This is a genomic window from Rhizobium sp. Leaf306, assembly GCF_001423425.1.
Lineage (GTDB): Bacteria > Pseudomonadota > Alphaproteobacteria > Rhizobiales > Rhizobiaceae > Neorhizobium > Neorhizobium soli.
Genome location: NZ_LMNX01000004.1, coordinates 467,710 through 487,206, shown reverse-complemented (window position 1 = coordinate 487,206; position 19,497 = coordinate 467,710). Strand labels below are relative to the sequence as shown.

Genomic DNA, 19,497 nt, shown 5'->3' with positions numbered 1-19,497 from the left:
GGCCCCGATATTTCCAGGCGGTTTGCCGCAAAAGTGAACGTTTCTGCGCGGGGCTAGCCGAGCCATGCAGGCACGGAATCCAGTCCGATCAGGTCATCATAGGAGCCGCGCGGGCGGATCACGTGGAACTCGGAGCCCTTCACTAGCACTTCCGGCACCAGCAGGCGGGAATTGTAGGTGCCGGCCTGCACGGCGCCATAGGCACCGGCAGAACCGACGGCGATCAGATCGCCGGGCTTCGGTTCCGCCATCTCGCGGTCGAGCGCCAGATAGTCTCCGGTCTCGCAGACGGGGCCGACCACGTCGCCCTTGATCCGCGGCGCATCGGCTGGCGGCACCACGACCGGGCGGATCGAGTGATAGGCCTCATAGAGCGTCGGGCGGATCAGGTCGTTCATCGCGCCGTCGACGATCACGAAAGTCTTTTCGCCGCCATCCTTCACATAGATGACTTCGGTCACGAGAATACCGGCATTGCCGACGATCAGCCGGCCGGGCTCGGTGACGATCTTGCAGTCGAGCGTGCGCAGCTGCTTCTTGATCGTTTCCGCATAGGCGTCCGGCAGCGGCGGCGGAGTGTTGTCGTCCTTATAGGGAATGCCGAGACCGCCGCCGACATCGACGTGGCTGATCGTGTGGCCATCGCCGCGCAGCAGATCCACCAGCGCCCGCAGCAGCCGGTAGGCATCCTCGAACGGCTGAAGCTCGGTGATCTGGCTGCCGATATGCATGTCGATGCCGGTGACTTCGATGCCGGGAAGCGTTGCCGCATGGGCATAGACGGCGCGGGCCCGATCATAGGCGATGCCGAACTTGTTTTCCTTCTTCCCCGTCGAAATCTTGGCATGGGTGCCCGCATCCACATCCGGGTTGATGCGGAAGGACACATGCGCGCGTTTGCCGACTTTGAGAGCGCGCAGGTTCAGCACTTCCAGTTCCGGCTCGGATTCGACGTTGAAGCAGTAGATGCCGGCCTCGAGCGCCAGATCCATTTCGGCGACGGTCTTGCCGACGCCCGAAAACATGATGCGGCATGCGGGGATGCCGGCCGCCAGCGCACGCCGCAATTCGCCGCCCGAGACGACATCGACGCCGGCGCCGAGCTTTGCCAGGGTTTTCAGAACGGCCTGATTGGAGTTCGCCTTCATGGCGTAGCACACCATCGCGTCCACATCGGAAAACGCCTGCGCGAACACCTTGTAGTGGCGCTCCAGCGTGGCGGTCGAATAGACGTAGAATGGCGTGCCGACGGCTTTTGCGATTTCCGGGATGGCGACGTTTTCGGCGTGAAGGACGCCGTCGATGTAATGGAAATGATTCACGTCAAAACTCGGAAAACTGAAGGGGTCTGGAAATTACAGAAGCGGGTCGAGGACGAACGGCCGCTCGGCAACCGGATCCTTGTTGGCGTCACCGGGTTTGCTGCTCTTGCGGATGTTCTGCTGTTCGACGGGCGTGCTGGGGCGGTCGAGGTCGCCCTTGCGGCCGCAGCCGGCGACAACGAGGCTGACGACGCCCAGGATCAGGCTGACATGGGCGATTTTCACCAGGGATTTCGACATTCTCTTCCTTCTCCGGCACGGTCACGCAGACTTCATAGCGAAGTTCCGCGCGCTTGTGCAGTATCCTTGCCGCTTCATTCGTCGCGCAGGCGTCAGTTTCTCTCGCGCCACCAGGCGATCTGCTTGCGCACCTCGGAGGGAGCCGTACCGCCGAAACTGACGCGGCTCGCAACCGATGCATCCACCGAAAGCACGTCGAAGACCTTGTCGGTGATGGCAGGGTTGATCGCTTGCAGTTCTTCAAGCGTGAGTTCGGAAAGGTCGCAGCCCTTTTTCTCCGCCAGCGCCACGGCATGGCCGGTCGCATGGTGCGCTTCGCGGAAGGGCAGGCCGACTTCGCGAACCAGCCAGTCGGCAAGGTCGGTCGCGGTCGAGAAGCCGGCGCCTGCTGCGGCGCGCATCTTGTCGGCGCGGATGGTCATGTCGCGCATCATGCCGGTCATGGCGGCAATCGCCAGTTCCAGGTTCTCGGCGCAGTCGAACACCTGCTCCTTGTCTTCCTGCATGTCCTTGGAATAGGCGAGCGGCAGACCCTTCATGACTGTCAGCAGCGCGACCAGCGAACCGTTGATGCGGCCGGTCTTGGCGCGCACCAGTTCGGCGGCATCCGGGTTCTTCTTCTGCGGCATGATCGAGGAGCCGGTCGAAAACGCGTCGGACAGGCGCACGAAGCCGAATTGCGGCGTCGACCAGATGACGATTTCTTCGGCAAGACGCGACAGATGCACGGCGCAGATGGCAGCAACCGACAGGAATTCCAGCGCGAAATCGCGGTCGGAAACGGTGTCGATCGAGTTGCGGGTCGGTTCGCGGAAGCCGAGGGCCTTTGCCGTCATGTGGCGGTCGATCGGGTAGGGCGTGCCGGCAAGCGCCGCAGCACCGATCGGGCTTTCGTCCAGATGGTCGATCGCGTGGCGAACGCGGGCGCGGTCACGGCCGAACATTTCGACATAGGCCATGCAGTGATGGCCGAAAGTGACCGGCTGTGCCGTCTGCAGATGGGTAAAGCCGGGCATCACCGTATCCGCATGCTCTTCGGCGCGGTCAAGAAACGCGGCGATCAGGCCCGTCAGCATCTTCTCGGTCTTGACGAGTTCTTCCTTGACCCAGAGGCGGAAGTCGAGCGCGACCTGGTCGTTGCGGGAGCGGGCGGTGTGGAGGCGACCGGCGGCTGGACCGATCAGGTCTGCCAGCCGCGCCTCGATGTTCATGTGAATGTCCTCGAGCTTGCGCGAGAACTGGAACTGTCCGCTTTCGATCTCTGACATGATCGTGTTCAGGCCGGAAACGATCTTGTCTTTATCTTCGTGCGAAATAATGCCTTGTTCCGCCAGCATCGTCGCATGGGCGATCGAACCGCGGATATCCTGGGCGAACAGCTTCTTGTCGAAACCGATCGAGGCATTTATCTCCTCCATGATCGCATCCGGCCCGGAAGCGAAGCGTCCGCCCCACATCTGGTTGGAAGATGTCGCGTCCTTCGTGTCGGCCATGAATTCAGTCCTGGAGTAGTTGATGACGTCCAAAAGACCGCTTGGCCTTCCGTCTGTCCGATTGATCCTGATTGCCGCCGTCCTCGGGATCGTCGCCGGCACCGTCGCCGTATACGTGACGAACATGGGGTCTGGCAATGGTTTGGATGGGGCTGGGGACGCCTCGATGTCCGCCTCTGCCGGGCAATGCGAGGGCTCGGCCGAACTCGCAAAGTCCGTCGGCGCCTTTTCCAAGGGCCAGGTTGCCGCCATGGTCGAGGCACAGCCGCCGCGCCCGCTCTCCCTGTCCTTCAAGGGACCGGCTGGGCAGGACATGACGACGGACGATCTAGCTGGCAAAACCGTGCTCCTCAACCTCTGGGCCACCTGGTGCGTGCCCTGCCGCGAAGAGATGCCCGCGCTGAACGGTTTGCAGGCGGCGATGGGCGGGCCTGACTTCGAAGTCGTCGCCATCAACATCGACACCGGCAGCGACGAGAAGCCGAAAACCTTCCTTGAGGAGTACAAGATCGACAAGCTCGGCTTTTACCGCGACAGTTCAATGGGCACGTTCAACGCTCTGAAAAAGGAAGGCCTCGCCTTCGGCCTGCCTGCAACGCTGATCCTCGACAAGAAGGGCTGCCTGATCGGCGCCATGAACGGCCCCGCGGCCTGGGATAGCGACGATGCAAAGGCGCTGGTGACGGCCGCCAAGGGCGCTTGAGGGCTGCGGATGAAGGGCTTGCCCTTCACCTCAGTCGACCCCTTCTAGCGTCCAGTCAAGCGGGTGAGGAGCGAACCGCCACAAGGCTGATCCTTACCGGGTTGGGACTGGAACCTCGCCGCGGTAGTCGTAGAAGCCGCGGCCGGATTTGCGGCCGAGCCAGCCGGCTTCGACGTATTTGACGAGAAGCGGGCAGGGGCGGTATTTGCTGTCGGCGAGACCGTCATGCAGCACCTGCATGATCGACAGACAGGTGTCGAGGCCGATGAAATCGGCAAGCTGCAGCGGTCCCATCGGATGGTTGGCGCCAAGCCTCATGGCCGTATCGATCGCCTCGACCGAGCCAACGCCTTCATACAGCGTATAGATCGCCTCGTTGATCATCGGCAGCAGGATGCGGTTGACGATGAAGGCGGGGAAATCCTCGGCAACGGTGGCGGTCTTTTCCAGCGCGACCACGTATTCCTTGGCGGCCCGGAAGGTCGGCTCGTCGGTGGCGATACCGCGCACCAGTTCCACCAGCTTCATCAGCGGCACCGGGTTCATGAAATGGATGCCCATGAAGCGCTCGGGCCGGTCGGTCGCGGCGGCAAGCCTGGTGATGGACAGCGACGAGGTGTTGGTGGCGAGAAGCGCTTCGGGCTTCAAAACCGGACAGACCTGCGCATAGATCTTGCGCTTGACGCTTTCGTCTTCGGTCGCAGCTTCGATGACCATGTCCATCGGTGCGAGGTCGTTGACATCGGCGGAGCCGGTGATGCGGGACAGGGCTGAGTTGCGATCCTCGTCGGAAAGCTTGTTGCTGGAAACCTGGCGGGCGAGGTTGCCGTTAATCGTTGCAAGTGCGCCTTCGATCCGGTCCTTGGAGAGATCATAGATATGCACGTGATAGCCGGCGAGCGCCGAAACATGTGCAATTCCGCAGCCCATCTGGCCTGCGCCGATGACGCCGATATTCTTCATGATCTCACTCGCTCCCTGGGTGCGGTTTTCGCCCGCGTCTCGCATTCATCATAACCGTACGGCGTCTCACAGCAAAATGCCGGGTTGCGTGAGACAGCCCGGCATTTTTCTAGTCTGCTAGCGTGTTTTTTGCCAGCATTTTCGCGTCGCCGAACTGCGGTGCGAAAAAGCCGGTTGGCCTCACAGGGCCTTTTCGAGCTGCGGCAGGATCTCGAAGAGATCGCCCACGAGACCGAAGTCGGCCACCTGGAAGATCGGGGCCTCCTCGTCCTTGTTGATCGCAACGATGACCTTGGAATCCTTCATGCCGGCCAGATGCTGGATGGCACCGGAAATCCCGACCGCGATGTAGAGCTGCGGAGCAACCACCTTGCCGGTCTGGCCGACCTGCCAGTCGTTCGGAGCATAGCCTGCGTCGACCGCTGCGCGCGAAGCGCCAACGGCCGCACCCAGCTTGTCGGCGACGGGCAGGATGACTTCCTGGAATTTTTCCGAGGAACCGAGTGCACGGCCACCGGAGATGATGATCTTGGCGGATGCGAGTTCAGGACGGTCCGAGGAGGCAAGCGCATCGGAGACAAAGGACGATACTTCAGGGTTTGCTGCGGCCGCCACTGTCTCCACGGAAGCGGAACCGCCTTCATCCGCTGCCGCGAAAGATGCCGTGCGCACAGTGATCACCTTCTTGGCATCGGTCGCCTGGACGGTCTGGATGGCGTTGCCGGCGTAGATCGGACGACGGAATGTATCCGGCGAAATCACCTCGATGATTTCCGAAACCTGCGCCACATCGAGCAGCGCGGCAACGCGCGGCATGACGTTCTTGGCGGACGCTGTTGCCGAGGACATGATGACATCGTAGGAGCCGGCCAGCGACACGATCAGTGCTGCAAGTGGTTCGGCAAGGCTGTTGGCAAGGCTTGCGTCGTCGGCAAGCAGGACCTTCGAGACGCCGGTAAGTTTCGCTGCGGCGTCTGCTGCGGCCTGCGCGCCGGACCCGGCAACCAGAACGTGGACCTCGCCACCGATCTGCGAAGCTGCCGTCAGCGCCTTGGCGGTCTGGTCGTTGAGGCTGGCATTGTCGTGTTCTGCCAGAAGAAGAATGGCCATGAGTTTATCTCCCTAAAATCAGATCACGCCGGCGGTCTTCAAGGCGCCGACCAGTTCCTCGACGGACTTTACCTTGATGCCTGCCTTGCGGCCGCCCGGCTCCTCGGTCTTCAGAACCTTGAGGCGAGGAGCGATGTCGACGCCGAAATCCGCTGCCGTCTTCTTGTCGAGCGGCTTCTTCTTTGCCTTCATGATGTTCGGCAAGGACGCGTAGCGCGGCTCGTTCAGGCGAAGGTCCGTGGTGACGACGGCTGGAAGCTTGACCTCGACGGTCTGCAGGCCACCATCGACTTCGCGGGTAACCACAGCCTTGTCGGCGGAAAGTTCGATCTTCGAGGCAAAGGTTGCCTGCCCGGTTCCCAGCAATGCCGCCAGCATCTGGCCGGTCTGGTTTGAATCGTCGTCGATCGCCTGCTTGCCGACGATGATGAGGCCCGGCTGTTCGGCGTCGACGACGCCCTTCAGCAGCTTGGCAACGGCAAGCGGTTCGACCGTTTCGTCGGTCTCGATCAGGATCGCCCGATCGGCGCCCATTGCAAGCGCCGTGCGCAGCGTTTCTTCAGCCTTTGCCGGACCGATCGACACGACGATCACTTCCTCGGCCTTGCCGGCCTCTTTCAGGCGCAGGGCTTCCTCGACGGAAATCTCGTCGAACGGGTTCATCGACATCTTGACGTTGGCAAGCTCGACACCGGATCCATCCGGCTTGACGCGGATCTTCACGTTGTAGTCGACGACGCGCTTTACAGGCACCAGGATCTTCATGGGGTCCTTCCTTGACTTTTCTCCAGCCGCAGATTGAGATATTTGCGGCTTATCCATTTGTCAGTGGGCGACATGGATACCCATTTTTGCCCTGATGACAACGTGGATTATCCCATCTGGGTTGCGGTTTTCTCATAGGCCTATTCGGCCGGTCGGGTCTCTTGCGATACGCTCGGCTTGTGCAGCACGGCCTTCGGCGTGACGATCTCGCGGTCGAACAGGGGCACGCCCCGGCGCCGCATCACGATGACGAGTGCGGCACCCGCCAGAATTCCGCCGACATGCGCGCCCCAGGACACCGCACTATCGGCTTCGAGCCAAAGCATCACGAATTGCTGAACGATCCACAGTGTCAGCGGAACGAAAGCGGGCAGCGGCAGCGGAATTCGAAACAGAACCAGCACCCATACCCGGACGCGCGGATGCAAAATGAAATAGGCGGCGACGACACCGGAGATCGCACCCGATGCGCCGATCAGCGGCCCCTCGGACATCGGGCCGACCAGGCCGTGCAGCAGCGCGCCGGCCGCGGCACAAAGCAGGTAGAATATCAGGAAGCGGACATGCCCCAGTGCATCCTCGACATTATCGCCGAACACCCAGAGAAACAGCATGTTCGATGCAAGGTGCCAGAAATCCAGATGCAGGAAGGCGTAGGTGACGAAGGTCGCGTCTTCGGGGACGAGGATGGCAGAGGGGTCTAGCACCGCATAGTCGAAGATGATCGCCGGAATGAAGCCGAGACCCAGCGAGGCGATCTCCGTCGTTTCCGACGGAGCAAGCGTCGTGAATACCCACATGAGCACGTTCGCGGCGATCAGCGAGATCGTCACCCACTGGACACGGATATATTTCAGCGCGACGGCATCATGCAGCGGAATGAACATGCGTCGCTTCCTCTCCTCCCGTCCGTCGCGCCTTGGTCGCGCTTTCGCCTAGCGGTTCTTGCCGGGCACCCACAGAATGTCGGTCCTGCCATTCTCGTTGGCGACGCGCGCCGCGACAAACAGGAAATCCGACAGGCGGTTGATATATTTGAGCGCAGCCGGGCCGATCGCCTCATGCCGCGAAAGCTCGACCATCAGCCGTTCGGCACGCCGCGACACGGTGCGGGCGAGATGCAGATAGGCGGATGCCGGCGAACCACCGGGCAGCACGAAGGATTTCAGCGGTTCGAGATCCGCGTTCAGCGTGTCGATTTCGGTTTCCAGACGTGTCGCCTGCGCTTCGATGATCCGCAGAGGCTCGTATTCGGGCTTTTCGCCGGTATCTGGCGTTGCAAGATCGGCACCGAGATCGAACAGGTCGTTCTGGATGCGAAACAGCATCTGGTCGACCTCGCCCATGCCGGCCGTATGAAGCCTTGCCATGCCGATTGTCGAGTTGACCTCGTCGACCGTGCCATAGGCCTCGACCCTGATGTCGTGCTTGTCGCGCCGCGGGCCGGATACCAGTGCTGTCGTCCCGTCGTCGCCGGTGCGCGTGTAGATCTTGTTGAGCTTGACCATGAAGACTGTAATTTCCTTAGTTCGGCATTTCTCTAGCTCGGCCGGCCGCCGCCGGTCAGCCAGAGCGTGAACATGATGAGGATGACGGCCACGGCCTGGAGCAGCAGACGCAGCTGCATCAGCTTGTTCGACCGGTTGGCATCGGTGCCCTTTACCATGTTGAACAGGCCCTTGATCAGAACGAGTACGACCAGGCCGATGACGATCACGGTCAGAACGGTGGTAAAGGTGGCCATCGAGTTTTTGCTTTCCGCTTGCTCGCGATCAGTCGATCCGTTGCATCAATTTGTAGAAGAGCGCTGCCGGCAGGATACGTTTCAGGAACGCGCCCTGCTTGGCCGGCTTCGTCACCAGATAATGTGGCTTCGGGTTGTCGGCGGTCAAGGCATGTTTCAGTACCGTGTGAACGGCGTCCGGCCCCAGCTTGTGGCGGTTGACCGGCCCGCTCCCGTCCAGGCGCTGCAATTGCCGCTTGTATTGTTCGGCATGCGGCGAATTGATGAGGTCGATATTCTCTTTGACCTTGGCAAGCGCATTGGCCGTGAACTGCGTGTCGATCGGTCCGGGCTCGATCAGGCTCACATGAATGCCGCTTCCGTAAAGCTCCATCCGCATCGTCACGGTCAGACCTTCCAGCGCGAATTTCGAGGCGGTGTAGGCGCCCCGGTAGCGGTAGGGAACGATGCCGAGGATGGAGGAGCAGTTGACGATGCGTCCATGGCCCTGTCTCCGCATCACGGGGATGATGCGGGTTGTCAGGTCATGCCAGCCGAACAGATTGGTCTCGAACTGGAGACGCAGCACGTCGGTCGAAAGGTCTTCGACAGCGCCGGGCTGACCATAGGCGCCATTGTTGAAGAGCGCATCGATGCGGCCGCCGGTGCGGGCGAGAACGGTGTCGACGAGAGCCTCGATCGTTTCAGGCTTGGTGTAGTCCATCACCAGGGCTTCGATGCCGTCCTGTTCCAACGCTGCCAGATCGGCCTCTTTGCGCACGGTCGCGAACACCCGCCATCCCTCGGATTTGAGCGCGCGGGCACAATGAGCGCCGATCCCTGAGGAACAGCCTGTCACAATAATCGTTCTTCCGTCTGTCATGCCGATTGCATACCGTTAAGGTCTCTCTGTACAAGTTGCCGCCTACCTTCCATATTTTGCCACAAGCCTCAACTCATCCTCCACCGAAGCCCTCAGGGAGATGCCGCCTTTGGAAGAAAACTCCCCGGTCAGGTGGCCGAGACTGGCGTTCAAGGTGCTCTGGGATGCCTATTGGCATTTCTCGGAGGACGATGGATGGGCGATGGCGAGCCACGTGGCGCTGTCGGGGCTACTGGCGCTGTTTCCATTCCTGATCTTCGGCACGGCACTTGCCGGCTTTCTCGGTGCCGGCGGCTTTTCGCAAACGACCGTGCACCTCCTGTTTGATACGTGGCCGGCCGATGTCGCCGATCCGATCGCGTCCGAACTTCAGCGGGTGCTGGAGATACCGCGCGGCGGGTTGCTGACCGTATCCGTGCTGGCGGCTGCCTATTTCGCGTCGAACGGCGTCGAGGCCCTTCGCATCTCGCTCAACCGCGCCTACCGGGTCACCGAAACGCGACCCTGGTATGTGACGCGTCTTGCTAGTCTGGGTTACGTCATCCTGGCGGTGGTGATCTTTGCGGTCATCAGCATTCTTCTTCTCGCCGTCCCCGTCGCATCGCGGTTTGCTCAGACCCGTTTCCCTTGGCTGATCAGCGATCTCAATGCCGCCGCCAACTGGGGTCTCGTCGGCACGGCGTTTCTCCTGATGATCGGCCTGCTCGGGTCGCACAAGTACCTTCCGGCGGGAGATCGCCGGCTGATCGACATCATGCCGGGCGTGGCGCTGACGGTGCTTTTGTGGACATGCTTTGGGTTCGGTTTCGCGGCCTATCTTTCGACCTTCGCCAATTACGCAGCGACCTATGCGGGTCTGGCGTCGATCATGATCGTGCTGATCTTCCTATATATGGTGGGCGTGATCTTCATGCTCGGCGCCGAGTTCAATGCGGCGTTGATGAAGTACCGGATCTATTCGGTCTTCTCCCGCGTCCGGAAAGAGCGTCGCCGCCGGGGCGATGCTTCGGCTCTAGCCCTCAAGGCCGAGGAGGCGGCGAATGTCGAGCGGGCCGAGACCCGCGTCGCGCAGGGCCGCAAGCCCGGTTGATCCCTCGCTTTTCGACAGCTTCCGGTCGTCTTCGCCAAGGATCAGCCGATGATGGTGGTAGATCGGCTGCGGCAGACCGAGCAGCTCCTGCAGAAGCCGGTGAACCGACGTTGCGTGATAGAGATCCATACCCCGCACCACATGGGTAATGCCCTGCGCCGCGTCGTCCACGGTGACGGAGAGATGGTAGCTCGAAGGAGCATCCGAGCGCGACAGGACGACATCGCCCCAGGCTGCCGGATCCGCCGGGACCAGATTTGCGGCCCCATCGCCGATTTCCCGCCAGGTCAAGGGGTTCGAAACTCTCGCCATCGCCTTGTCCATGTCGAGCCGCCAGCTGTGGCGGATGCCGCTTTCGATCAGCCTCTTCCGCTCGCTATCGCTCAAGCGCCGGTCATCCTGCGGATAGAGCGGTGACCCGTCCGGGTCGCGTGGCCATGTCGCGCCATCGGCCTCGAAATCCGCGACCTTCGCCTTGACCTCGCCGCGGGTCATGAAGGCCGGATAGACGAGCCCAATGTCCATCAATTCACCAAGCGCTTCCCGGTAGATCTCGAAATGCTCGGACTGGCGGCGCGGCGGTTCTTCCCAGGAGAGTCCCAGCCAGCGGAGGTCGCGGTAGATGGCGTCCTCATACTCGGGCGTGCAACGGGCAAGGTCGATATCCTCGATCCGCAGCAGGAAGCGGCCATTCATTTCCCGCGCCATTTCGTGGTTGAGGACCGCCGAAAGCGCATGTCCGAGATGCAGCAGTCCGTTCGGGCTTGGCGCGAAACGCAGGATTGGTCTATCAGGATCGGTGGCGATTTGGGTGGCTGGCATGCCTCCTTCTGCCACGATTTGAGATGCGCAACCATGGAGAAAACCGTGCGGATCATCCGCGACCGATCGGATATCGATGAGGGACTTGCCGAACTGGTGGTCGCTGATCCGCGTCTTGCCCCCATCATCGAGATGTCCGGCGAGTTGCCACTGCGGCTGATCGAGCCGGGTTTTGCCGGCCTTGCCTCCATCATCGTCTCGCAAGTGGTTTCGCGGGCGAGCGCCGACGCGATCTGGAAGCGCATGGCGGCTGTTCGTGCCACCGAAGCCGAGGCTTTTGCAGCGCTTGATCCAGAGGTTGTCGCGAGCTTCGGTCTATCGCGGGCCAAGGCTGCGACGCTGATGCATCTTGCGACGGCGATTGCGCAGAAGGGCTTCGATCTCGATGCCATCGCGGGACTGGAGGCATCAGAGGCGACACGACAGCTGATCGCACTTCCCGGCATCGGTCCCTGGACGGCAGAGTGCTACATGATGTTTTCCGCGGGCCACCCGGATTTCTTTCCGGTAGGCGACGTGGCGCTGCAGGCAGCGGTTGCCGATGGGCTTGGCATGGAAGCGCGCCCGACAGAAAAGCAGCTCGCCGCCATCGCGCTCATCTGGCGGCCGTGGCGCTCGGTCGCGACGAGGCTTTTCTGGTCCTATTACGGGGTCCGGACGAAGCGCGACGTCTCTCCGATTTTGTGAAGTTTGAGTGACGAAGCCGCCTGTATTTAAAGGGCTTCACAATCCTGTAACAACGGTCCTAATATAGAGGAGATAGATGCCGAATCCGTTAGGAGCGTCATTTGACGATTGCAGTCTCCCCGCAGGCCTTACCGGCGCTCGTGTTGAACGCTGACTATCGGCCACTGAGCTATTATCCCTTGTCGTTGTGGTCCTGGCAGGACGCGATCAAGGCGGTATTCCTCGACCGTGTGAACATCATTGCCGAATATGATCATTCGGTATGTTCGCCCAGCTTCTCGATGAAACTGCCAAGCGTCGTCAGCCTGAAGACCTATATCCAGCCGACCCGCAATCCCGCCTTTACCCGCTTCAACGTGTTCCTTCGCGACAAGTTCGAGTGCCAGTATTGCGGCGATCATGACGATCTGACCTTCGACCACGTCATCCCGCGGGCCCATGGCGGCGAAACGACCTGGCAGAACGTTGTGGCGGCGTGTTCGCCCTGCAATTTGCGCAAGGGCAGCAAGCTTCCCAAGCAGGCCGGCATGTTCCCACACCAGAAGCCCTATGCGCCGACCGTGCAGGACCTGCATAACAACGGCCGGCTGTTTCCGCCCAACTATCTGCACGAAAGCTGGATGGACTATCTCTACTGGGATTCCGAGCTGCAGCCGTAAGGGTTACGTCTCACGCGGCCTTCTTGGCGCCGATCAAGGCGATAGCCGCGAGGATGACGCTGGCGATCACGTTCCAGCCAGCAAAGGACAGACCGAGCACGCGGAGTGCTGCTTCCGTGCAGGATGGTCCGTGCACCGTGTTGAGATCGGAGAGAAGGCTGCCGGCATTGGTCGTGACACCCGCGCCGCCGCCGCAGCTTGCGGGACCTTCCCAGAAGGCCCATTCGACGCCCGCGTGATAGACGCCCATGCCGGCACCGACCAGCATCATCAGGCCGACGAGGATCAGAAGCGTGCGGCCGATCCAGGCGGGCATGCCGAATGCCAGGGCACCCATGGCAAGAATGCCGACCGGAATTGCGTAGTAATAGGGTTCGCGCTGCAGGAGGCACATCGCGCAGGGAATATAGCCGCCGAGATACTGGAAGCCGAGCGCCGTGCCGACGGTTGCCGCCATGCCGAGCGTGACGATGACCGCATGGCCGAGACCCTTGCGGGCATGGGTGGTGGAAGCAGTCAGCGCCATCGGCTTATCCTTGTATTCCCGACGAGATTTCGGGCGCAGCTGTAAATCAGAACCGGTCATGCTGTAAACCGTGTGCCCCTTGTCAGGCAGGCCGTGTGCGGCACATTGCCGTGATGGCCCCATCCAATTTCCCATTTCTTACGAAAAGGTGCCTTCTTACTAAAAGTTACTATGGATGATATTGAAGCGCATCAGCAGCATTGGAGAATGCAAATGGATTTCACGAAAGCAACAATCCTGATTACCGGCGGCAATTCCGGCATCGGCCGCGGACTCGCCATCGCCCTTTCCGAACGCGGCGCGAAGGTGATCGTTACCGGTCGCAACGAGGCAAGCCTGAACGAAACGCTGAAGGACAATCCGGCGCTTTGCGGATACCAGCTCGATGTCACCGACAAGGACGGCCTGAACGAGTTTGCCGCTTCGGTGGTCAATGATCATCCGGATCTCAACGTCGTCATCCACAATGCCGGGATCATGGAGCGCGAGAACGTGCTCGCTGATGTCTATGACGTCGATGTGGCCGAGCGCACCATCACCACCAACCTTCTCGCACCGATCTGGCTCACCTCGGCCCTGCTTCCGCATCTGCGCCAGAAGCCGGAAGCGGCGATCGTCACCGTCTCCTCAGGTCTTGCCTTCGTGCCGCGCGCCGATTCCATGACCTACAGCGCCACCAAGGCAGCCATCCATTCCTGGACAACGAGCCTGCGGCACGAATTGCGCAGCACCAAGATTGCGGTGGTGGAGCTTGCCCCGCCGCAGGTGGCGACGGAGCTGACACCCGGCCAGTCGAAATTCGCGACGGCCATGCCGCTTGCCGATTTCGTGTCCGAGTCCGTCGGGCTGCTCTGCGCCGATCCGACGCCGTCAGAAGTGATGGTTCAGCGGGTGATGCGGCAGCGCACGGCCGAAGCCACCGGCAATTTCGACCAGGTCTTTGCGATGATCAACCCGAGCTAAGGGCTGCAATCTCTGGAGGCGCCGGTATCGCTGGCGCCTTCAGCCTTCGTCGTCGAATGCTGTCCGAGCCTTTGCCACCGCATCGTGGTTCTCGACCGCCCAGATCCAGACATTGCAAAAGGCAGCCCCGAGCGTCAGGCCGAGCGGTGATAGGCTGTATTCTACCTTGGGCGGCACGCAGGCATAGGTCTTGCGAATGACCAGACCGTCGCGTTCCATGCGCCGAAGCGTCTGGGTCAGCATTTTCTGGCTGATGCCGGTGACGCGGCGGGCGAGGTCGGAAAACCTTAAAACACCTTCGTCCCACAGCGTATCGAGGATGACCACCGTCCACTTGTCGGCAAAGCTCGAGATCATCTGGCGGACGAGGTCTTCCACCTTCGGATCGACATTGTCGGGATAGTCGCGCGCCTTGTAGCTCTCTGCCCGCGCCACGTCGTCGGCCGTGAAGACCGGCTTCTGCTGGATGCTCATGGTGGCGTATCCCCTGCTGTCGAACCTTGAGTGCGTTTGTATCGAAAAGAGAGTTAAGCAGCAAGACGAGCGCCTTCGATCCATCCACCGTGCGTTGTGGAACCATTGCGCCGGCAGGGCATTCGGACTCCCTAGCCGTGCAGGGAGCGTTCCATGTCCGATACTCTTTCAACCTACCGCAGCAAGCGTGATTTCAAGACGACCAAGGAGCCGAGCGGCGCCGCCGAAGTGCGGCCGTCCAAGCGTGGCCGCTTCGTCATCCAGAAGCACGATGCGACGCGACTGCATTACGATCTGCGGCTGGAAATGGATGGCGTGTTCAAGTCCTGGGCGGTGACCCGCGGACCCTCGCTCGATCCTCAGGACAAGCGCCTCGCCGTCGAGGTCGAGGACCATCCGCTCGACTACGGCGATTTCGAAGGCACCATTCCGAAAGGCGAGTATGGCGGCGGCACGGTCATGCTCTGGGATCGGGGATATTGGGAAGTCGACGGCGCGCTTTCCCTGGAGAAGGCTCTCGCCAAGGGCGATTTCAAATTCATTCTGGATGGCGAAAGGCTGCAGGGCGGCTTCGTGCTGGTGCGGATGAAAAAGGATCGCGATGGCGGCAAGCGCACCAACTGGCTGCTGATCAAGCATATCGACGACCATTCCGTCGACAAGGACGGCGATGCTATCCTGAAGGAGGCCGAAACGTCGGTCGCGTCCGGTCGCGACATGGCAACGATCGCTGCGGGCAAGGGACGCAAGCCGAAGCCTTTCATGCTGACCAGCGGCGCGGTCGATGCGGATGCCGTGTGGGACAGCAGCGAAGGACTGGCGGCTGACGAACGGCGCGGCAAGACCCAGGGCAAGGGCAAGAGCGCAGATAAGGCGAAACCGGCCTCGGAAAAAATGCCGGATTTCATTGCACCGCAGCTCTGCCAGATCCGCGACCGGCCACCGTCGGCAGAAGGCTGGCTGCATGAGATCAAATTCGATGGATATCGTGTTCAGATGCGCGTGCAGGATGGCAAGACCATCTTAAGGACCCGCAAGGGGCTCGACTGGACGGAGCGGTTTTCGCAGATCGCCAAGGATGCCGCAGTCCTGCCGGATACGGTCATCGACGGAGAGATCTGCGCGCTCGATCATGACGGCGCGCCGGATTTCGCAGCGCTGCAGGCGGCACTTTCCGAGGACAAGACAGACGACCTTGTCTATTTCGCCTTCGATCTCCTCTTCCACGAGGGCCAAGACCTGCGCGACATGCCGCTGGACGAGCGGAAGTCTCGACTTTCGAAGGTGATTGCCGAGGCGGAAGCGGGGGCGCGCATCCGCTATGTCGACCATTTCGAAACCGGTGGCGATGCGGTTCTGCGTTCCGCCTGCCGTCTCTCGCTCGAAGGAATCGTCTCGAAACAGGCGGATGCACCCTATCGGTCGGGCCGAAGCGATACCTGGGTCAAGGCCAAGTGCCGTGCCGGCCACGAGGTGGTGATCGGCGGTTATGCGACGACCGAAGGCAAATTCCGCTCGCTTTTGGCCGGCGTCTATCGCGACAACCATTTCGTTTATGTCGGACGCGTTGGAACCGGTTTTGGCGCGGGCAGGGCGGCGGATCTGATGTCCAAGCTCGAACCGCTTTCTGCCGACAAAAGTCCGTTTACCGGTATCGGAGCGCCGAAGAAGACCAAGGACATGCATTGGGTGAAACCGGACCTGGTTGCCGAGATCCAGTTCGCGGGCTGGACCAACGACGGCCAGGTGCGCCAGGCGGCATTCAAGGGCCTGCGCGAAGACAAGCCAGCTGATGAGGTCGAGGCGGAAAAGCCGGCTTCACCGGATCAGGAGACGCCGCAGCCAAAGGCGGAAAAGACCGCCAGCGCTGCAAAGACGACGAAGGTGCCGCGCGGCAGGGGCGGCAAGGCGGAAGTGATGGGGGTGATGCTCTCCAATCCCGACAAGCCGCTCTGGCCAAGCGATGCGCAAAACGGCGACACGCCTGTTACCAAGGAGGATCTTGGCCGTTACTACGAATCGGTTGCGAGCTGGATGATCGACCATATCAAGGGTCGGCCCTGCTCGGTCATCCGCGCGCCGGATGGTATCGGCGGCGAGCAGTTCTTCCAGCGGCATGCCATGCAAGGCACGTCGAACCTTCTGGAACTGGTCAAGGTACACGGCGACAAGAAGGCCTATCTGCAGGTCGATCGCATCGAGGGACTGGCAGCGCTGGCGCAGGTCGGATCGCTTGAACTGCACCCATGGAACTGCCAGCCGAACAAGCCCGAAGTTCCCGGCCGGCTTGTGTTCGACCTCGATCCGGCTCCCGATGTCGCCTTTCCGAAAGTGGTCGAGGCCGCGCGGGAAATTCGCGACCGGCTCGACGAACTGGGGCTGATGAGCTTTTGCAAGACGACCGGCGGCAAGGGCCTGCACGTGGTCGTGCCGCTGAAGACGGGCGGCCGCAAGGAACTAACCTGGGATGAAGCCAAGGATTTCGCGCACCGGGTTTCCAACCTGATGGCGCAGGACGATCCCGATCTCTATCTCACCAAGATGTCGAAGAAGCTGCGTGAAGGCCGCATCTTCATCGACTATCTGCGAAACGACCGCATGGCGACAGCCGTCGCGCCGCTTTCGCCGCGTGCGCGCGAGGGTGCGACGGTCTCCATGCCGCTCACCTGGACCCAGGTCAAAGCCGACCTCGACCCGCAGCGCTTCACCATTCATACGGTGCCGGCGCTGATTGCGAAAAGCGAAGCGTGGAAGGACTATTGCGATGCCGAACGGCCGCTTGCAGAGGCGATCAAGCGATTGAAGAAGGTTGAGGCTCGAGGCTGAGGGGGGTGGGAACGGTAGGCCGGCGTCGGCCTGAGGCCTCTGGCAAACCCTGAAGAAGCTTTGTTTGGGGAGAGCGATACCCCACTCTCCCTCATCCTCGCCCTTGTGGCGGGGATCCAGCGACCCGACGTCCGTCGGGTCAAAGACTCGTTTCAGCTCAAGGACTTGAGCTGACTGGATCCCCGCCACAAGGGCGAGGAAGAGGAGTGTTTGGCAACCGGATCAATTTCCCTCATGACCCGCAGAGGTATTGGCTAAGACCTTCGTCAGCAGCCCGACCCCGCCGTTCCCCACCAGCCGTCGCCCTACTTGCTCTTCCGCTTGTCTGCCGCCAGCGAGCGTTTCAGCGCATCCATGATGTCGATGACGTTGCTCGGCTTCTCCGACTCTTCCTTTTCGGCCTTCTTCGGTACCGGGCGGCGCTGCTTCTTCTTCGCCTTGATGATGTCGAGCAGATTGTCCTGCACCGGATCGGTCACGAATTTCGCGTCCCAGGGGCGGGTCTGCTGTTCTATCAGCTTGCGGATCAGCGGCAGTGTCGCCTTTTCGGGCTCGGCCTTGTCCAGTCCGTCGAAATAGTCCTTGGCCTCGCGCACTTCGTCGCCGAAGCGCAGCGTCCAGAGCACGATGCCCTTGCCGCGGGGCTCGATCATCACGGCCCGTTCGCGCCGGCCGAGCACCAGTCGCGAAATGCCGACCATCTCCTGGCTGTCCATCGCGGCACGGATCACCGAGAATGCCTCTTCGCTGACCTTCTCGTTGGGCGTCAGATAGTAGGGCGTATCGAGCCAGATCCAGTCGATTTCGGATCGCGGCGTGAAGGTCGAGATGTCGATCGTCTTGGTGCTTTCGAGCGCGACATTGTCGAGCTCTTCGTCTTCCAGCATCACGTAGTCGTCTTCGCCGCGCTGATAGCCTTTGACTTCATCGTCATCGCGCACAGGCTTGCCGGTCACTGAGTCGACGTAGTGGCTCTGCACGCGGTTGCCGGTTTCGCGGTTAAGCGTGTGGAAGCGCACCTTCTCGCTTTCCGAGGTCGCCGGTGTCATCTCGACGGAGCAGGTGACGAGCGAAAGCTTCAGATAGCCTTTCCAGTAGGGACGTATCGCCATGGCTGTCGTTTCCCTTAACCGGCCTTGCGGCGCGTGCTTGTCGAGGATGATGGTGCTGACTTGGCAGTCTTGCGCGGCGTCTTGTTGGTGTTGGCGGATTTCGGCTTGGCGCTCGCCTTGGTCTTTGCCTTCGGCTTGTCCGTTGATCCGGACTTGCCGCCCATGCCGGCGCTATCACGCAGGGCCTGAAGAAGATCGGTCGGCTTGGAGGCTGTCGGAGCCTTCCGCTTCGGGATCTTCTTGCCCTCGAGCTTCGCCTTCACCAGTTCGGCCAGCGCTTCTTCATACCGGTCGTCGAACTTGGTGGGGTCGTAGTGGCCCTTCTTGGTGCCGATGATGTGGGAGGCGAGCTCGAGCATCTCGTTGTCGATCTTCACCTCCGTCACGTCTTCGAACGCCTTGTCCGTCGAGCGGACCTCGTAATCGAAATTGAGCGTGGTGCCGATCAGCCCGTCGCCGTGGGGACGGATCAGAACCGTCCGCAGCCGGCGAAACAGGACGGTGGTGGCAATGGCGGCAACGCCTGCCTCCTTCATGCCGTCGCGCAGAAGCGCAAAGGCTTCCTCGCCGAGCTTTTGGGGCGCGAGATAATAGGGCTTGTCGAAATAGATGTCGTCGATTTCCGAGCATGGAATGAACGCGTCGATATCGAGTGTCTTGTCGCTCTCGGGGATCGCGGCGGCGATCTCGTCCGGCTCCAGCACCACGTATTTGCCGCTGCCGGTCTCGTAGCCCTTCACCTGGTCGTCGTGCTCGACGGGGTCACCTGTCTCGCTGTCCACAAACTCGCGGCGCACGCGATTTCCGGTCTTGCGATTGAGGATGTTGAAGCTGATCCGGTCCGACGATGAAACCGCTGTGTAGAGCGCGACAGGGCAGCTCACCTCGCCGAACTTGATATGACCTTTCCAGTTGGCACGTGGTGCACTCATATCGGCCTGCTCCCTTGCTTGACGGCGGGATCGTCAACGAAGGTGACGTAACGGAGCCAGAGGGCGATAGTTCCTTTTCGCGAGCGGTTGTCATGAAGTTCGAGGCCATGCGGTCCCAAATGCTCTCCCCGAAAAATATTGCGCTAGGCGGGGAACAAAACTCGGTGTTGCGCATTGCGCCTGTTGGAGCCGGGGGAAAATGGC

The 19,497-nt window shown here is 61.2% G+C and carries 21 protein-coding genes; 6 read left to right on the top strand and 15 right to left on the bottom strand.

The window, feature by feature from the left end:
• Positions 1-53: 53 nt before the first annotated feature.
• The 3 genes from lysA to argH all read right to left on the bottom strand — a co-directional run bounded on the left by lysA (position 54) and on the right by argH (position 3,055).
• The gene (gene lysA, locus ASG19_RS20405) at positions 54-1,322 is read right to left on the bottom strand and encodes a diaminopimelate decarboxylase (RefSeq protein ID WP_062461730.1); all 1,269 of its coding nucleotides are present in this window, start codon (positions 1,320-1,322) and stop codon (positions 54-56) included.
• Positions 1,323-1,355: 33 nt separating this feature from the next.
• Positions 1,356-1,562 (bottom strand): lipoprotein, encoded by a 207-nt coding sequence (locus tag ASG19_RS20400; protein ID WP_062461726.1) that lies wholly within the window; start codon positions 1,560-1,562, stop codon positions 1,356-1,358.
• Positions 1,563-1,654: 92 nt separating this feature from the next.
• A complete protein-coding gene (gene argH / locus ASG19_RS20395; protein WP_062461722.1) occupies positions 1,655-3,055 on the bottom strand; it encodes an argininosuccinate lyase in 1,401 nt (466 codons plus the stop codon).
• A 22-nt stretch (positions 3,056-3,077) separates the two neighbouring features.
• Here argH and ASG19_RS20390 point away from each other — a divergent pair, with 22 nt between their 5' ends.
• On the top strand, positions 3,078-3,758 hold the full coding sequence (locus ASG19_RS20390) for a TlpA disulfide reductase family protein (protein WP_062461720.1): 681 nt from the start codon (positions 3,078-3,080) through the stop codon (positions 3,756-3,758).
• A gap of 93 nt (positions 3,759-3,851) precedes the next feature.
• On the opposite strand, the gene ASG19_RS20385 is transcribed toward ASG19_RS20390, so the two are convergent.
• The 7 genes from ASG19_RS20385 to ASG19_RS20355 form a co-directional block, all read right to left on the bottom strand.
• Positions 3,852-4,721: a 3-hydroxybutyryl-CoA dehydrogenase gene (locus tag ASG19_RS20385; protein ID WP_082476452.1), complete on the bottom strand. Its 870-nt coding sequence runs from the start codon at positions 4,719-4,721 to the stop codon at positions 3,852-3,854.
• A 180-nt stretch (positions 4,722-4,901) separates the two neighbouring features.
• A complete protein-coding gene (locus tag ASG19_RS20380; RefSeq protein ID WP_062461712.1) occupies positions 4,902-5,831 on the bottom strand; it encodes an electron transfer flavoprotein subunit alpha/FixB family protein in 930 nt (309 codons plus the stop codon).
• Positions 5,832-5,849: 18 nt separating this feature from the next.
• Complete coding sequence (locus ASG19_RS20375; protein ID WP_062461709.1) at positions 5,850-6,596, bottom strand: electron transfer flavoprotein subunit beta/FixA family protein; 747 nt, start codon at positions 6,594-6,596, stop codon at positions 5,850-5,852.
• 140 nt (positions 6,597-6,736) lie between these two features.
• Positions 6,737-7,483, bottom strand: coding sequence for a rhomboid family intramembrane serine protease (locus ASG19_RS20370; protein ID WP_062461706.1), 747 nt, complete (start codon positions 7,481-7,483; stop codon positions 6,737-6,739).
• A 48-nt stretch (positions 7,484-7,531) separates the two neighbouring features.
• Complete coding sequence (locus tag ASG19_RS20365; RefSeq protein WP_062461703.1) at positions 7,532-8,104, bottom strand: cob(I)yrinic acid a,c-diamide adenosyltransferase; 573 nt, start codon at positions 8,102-8,104, stop codon at positions 7,532-7,534.
• Between the two features lie 32 nt (positions 8,105-8,136).
• A complete protein-coding gene (locus ASG19_RS20360; RefSeq protein ID WP_062461700.1) occupies positions 8,137-8,340 on the bottom strand; it encodes a twin transmembrane helix small protein in 204 nt (67 codons plus the stop codon).
• A 28-nt stretch (positions 8,341-8,368) separates the two neighbouring features.
• Positions 8,369-9,202, bottom strand: a complete 834-nt coding sequence (locus ASG19_RS20355; protein ID WP_062461697.1) for an SDR family oxidoreductase — start codon at positions 9,200-9,202, stop codon at positions 8,369-8,371.
• Between the two features lie 109 nt (positions 9,203-9,311).
• Between ASG19_RS20355 and ASG19_RS20350 the strand changes: the two genes are divergently transcribed.
• Positions 9,312-10,292, top strand: coding sequence for a YihY/virulence factor BrkB family protein (locus tag ASG19_RS20350; protein ID WP_244476240.1), 981 nt, complete (start codon positions 9,312-9,314; stop codon positions 10,290-10,292).
• On the opposite strand, the gene gluQRS is transcribed toward ASG19_RS20350, so the two are convergent.
• Positions 10,215-11,114: a tRNA glutamyl-Q(34) synthetase GluQRS gene (gluQRS, locus tag ASG19_RS20345; RefSeq protein ID WP_062461691.1), complete on the bottom strand. Its 900-nt coding sequence runs from the start codon at positions 11,112-11,114 to the stop codon at positions 10,215-10,217. The two genes, ASG19_RS20350 and gluQRS, sit on opposite strands and share 78 nt — an antisense overlap.
• Positions 11,115-11,147: 33 nt before the next feature.
• On the opposite strand from gluQRS, the gene ASG19_RS20340 reads away from it, so the two are divergent.
• Both ASG19_RS20340 and ASG19_RS20335 read left to right on the top strand, forming a co-directional pair.
• Complete coding sequence (locus ASG19_RS20340; RefSeq protein WP_200933930.1) at positions 11,148-11,801, top strand: DNA-3-methyladenine glycosylase 2 family protein; 654 nt, start codon at positions 11,148-11,150, stop codon at positions 11,799-11,801.
• A 101-nt stretch (positions 11,802-11,902) separates the two neighbouring features.
• On the top strand, positions 11,903-12,460 hold the full coding sequence (locus ASG19_RS20335) for an HNH endonuclease (protein ID WP_062461688.1): 558 nt from the start codon (positions 11,903-11,905) through the stop codon (positions 12,458-12,460).
• A gap of 10 nt (positions 12,461-12,470) precedes the next feature.
• Here the strand turns inward: ASG19_RS20335 and ASG19_RS20330 are convergent, their stop codons facing one another.
• Entirely contained in the window at positions 12,471-12,980 is a 510-nt protein-coding gene (locus ASG19_RS20330) for a disulfide bond formation protein B (protein WP_062461996.1), read from the bottom strand.
• Positions 12,981-13,199: 219 nt separating this feature from the next.
• Between ASG19_RS20330 and ASG19_RS20325 the strand changes: the two genes are divergently transcribed.
• Positions 13,200-13,949: an SDR family oxidoreductase gene (locus ASG19_RS20325; protein ID WP_062461686.1), complete on the top strand. Its 750-nt coding sequence runs from the start codon at positions 13,200-13,202 to the stop codon at positions 13,947-13,949.
• Between the two features lie 39 nt (positions 13,950-13,988).
• Here ASG19_RS20325 and ASG19_RS20320 read toward each other — a convergent pair whose 3' ends face one another.
• Positions 13,989-14,423 carry a helix-turn-helix domain-containing protein gene (locus ASG19_RS20320; protein WP_062461683.1) on the bottom strand — a complete coding sequence of 145 codons (435 nt, stop codon included), beginning with the start codon at positions 14,421-14,423 and terminating at the stop codon, positions 13,989-13,991.
• Positions 14,424-14,576: 153 nt separating this feature from the next.
• Between ASG19_RS20320 and ligD the strand changes: the two genes are divergently transcribed.
• Positions 14,577-17,249: a DNA ligase D gene (ligD, locus tag ASG19_RS20315; RefSeq protein ID WP_062461680.1), complete on the top strand. Its 2,673-nt coding sequence runs from the start codon at positions 14,577-14,579 to the stop codon at positions 17,247-17,249.
• A gap of 305 nt (positions 17,250-17,554) precedes the next feature.
• Here the strand turns inward: ligD and ASG19_RS20310 are convergent, their stop codons facing one another.
• Positions 17,555-18,361, bottom strand: a complete 807-nt coding sequence (locus ASG19_RS20310) for a Ku protein (RefSeq protein WP_062461677.1) — start codon at positions 18,359-18,361, stop codon at positions 17,555-17,557.
• Positions 18,362-18,375: 14 nt separating this feature from the next.
• Complete coding sequence (locus ASG19_RS20305; RefSeq protein ID WP_062461674.1) at positions 18,376-19,293, bottom strand: Ku protein; 918 nt, start codon at positions 19,291-19,293, stop codon at positions 18,376-18,378.
• Between the last annotated feature and the right edge of the window lie 204 nt (positions 19,294-19,497).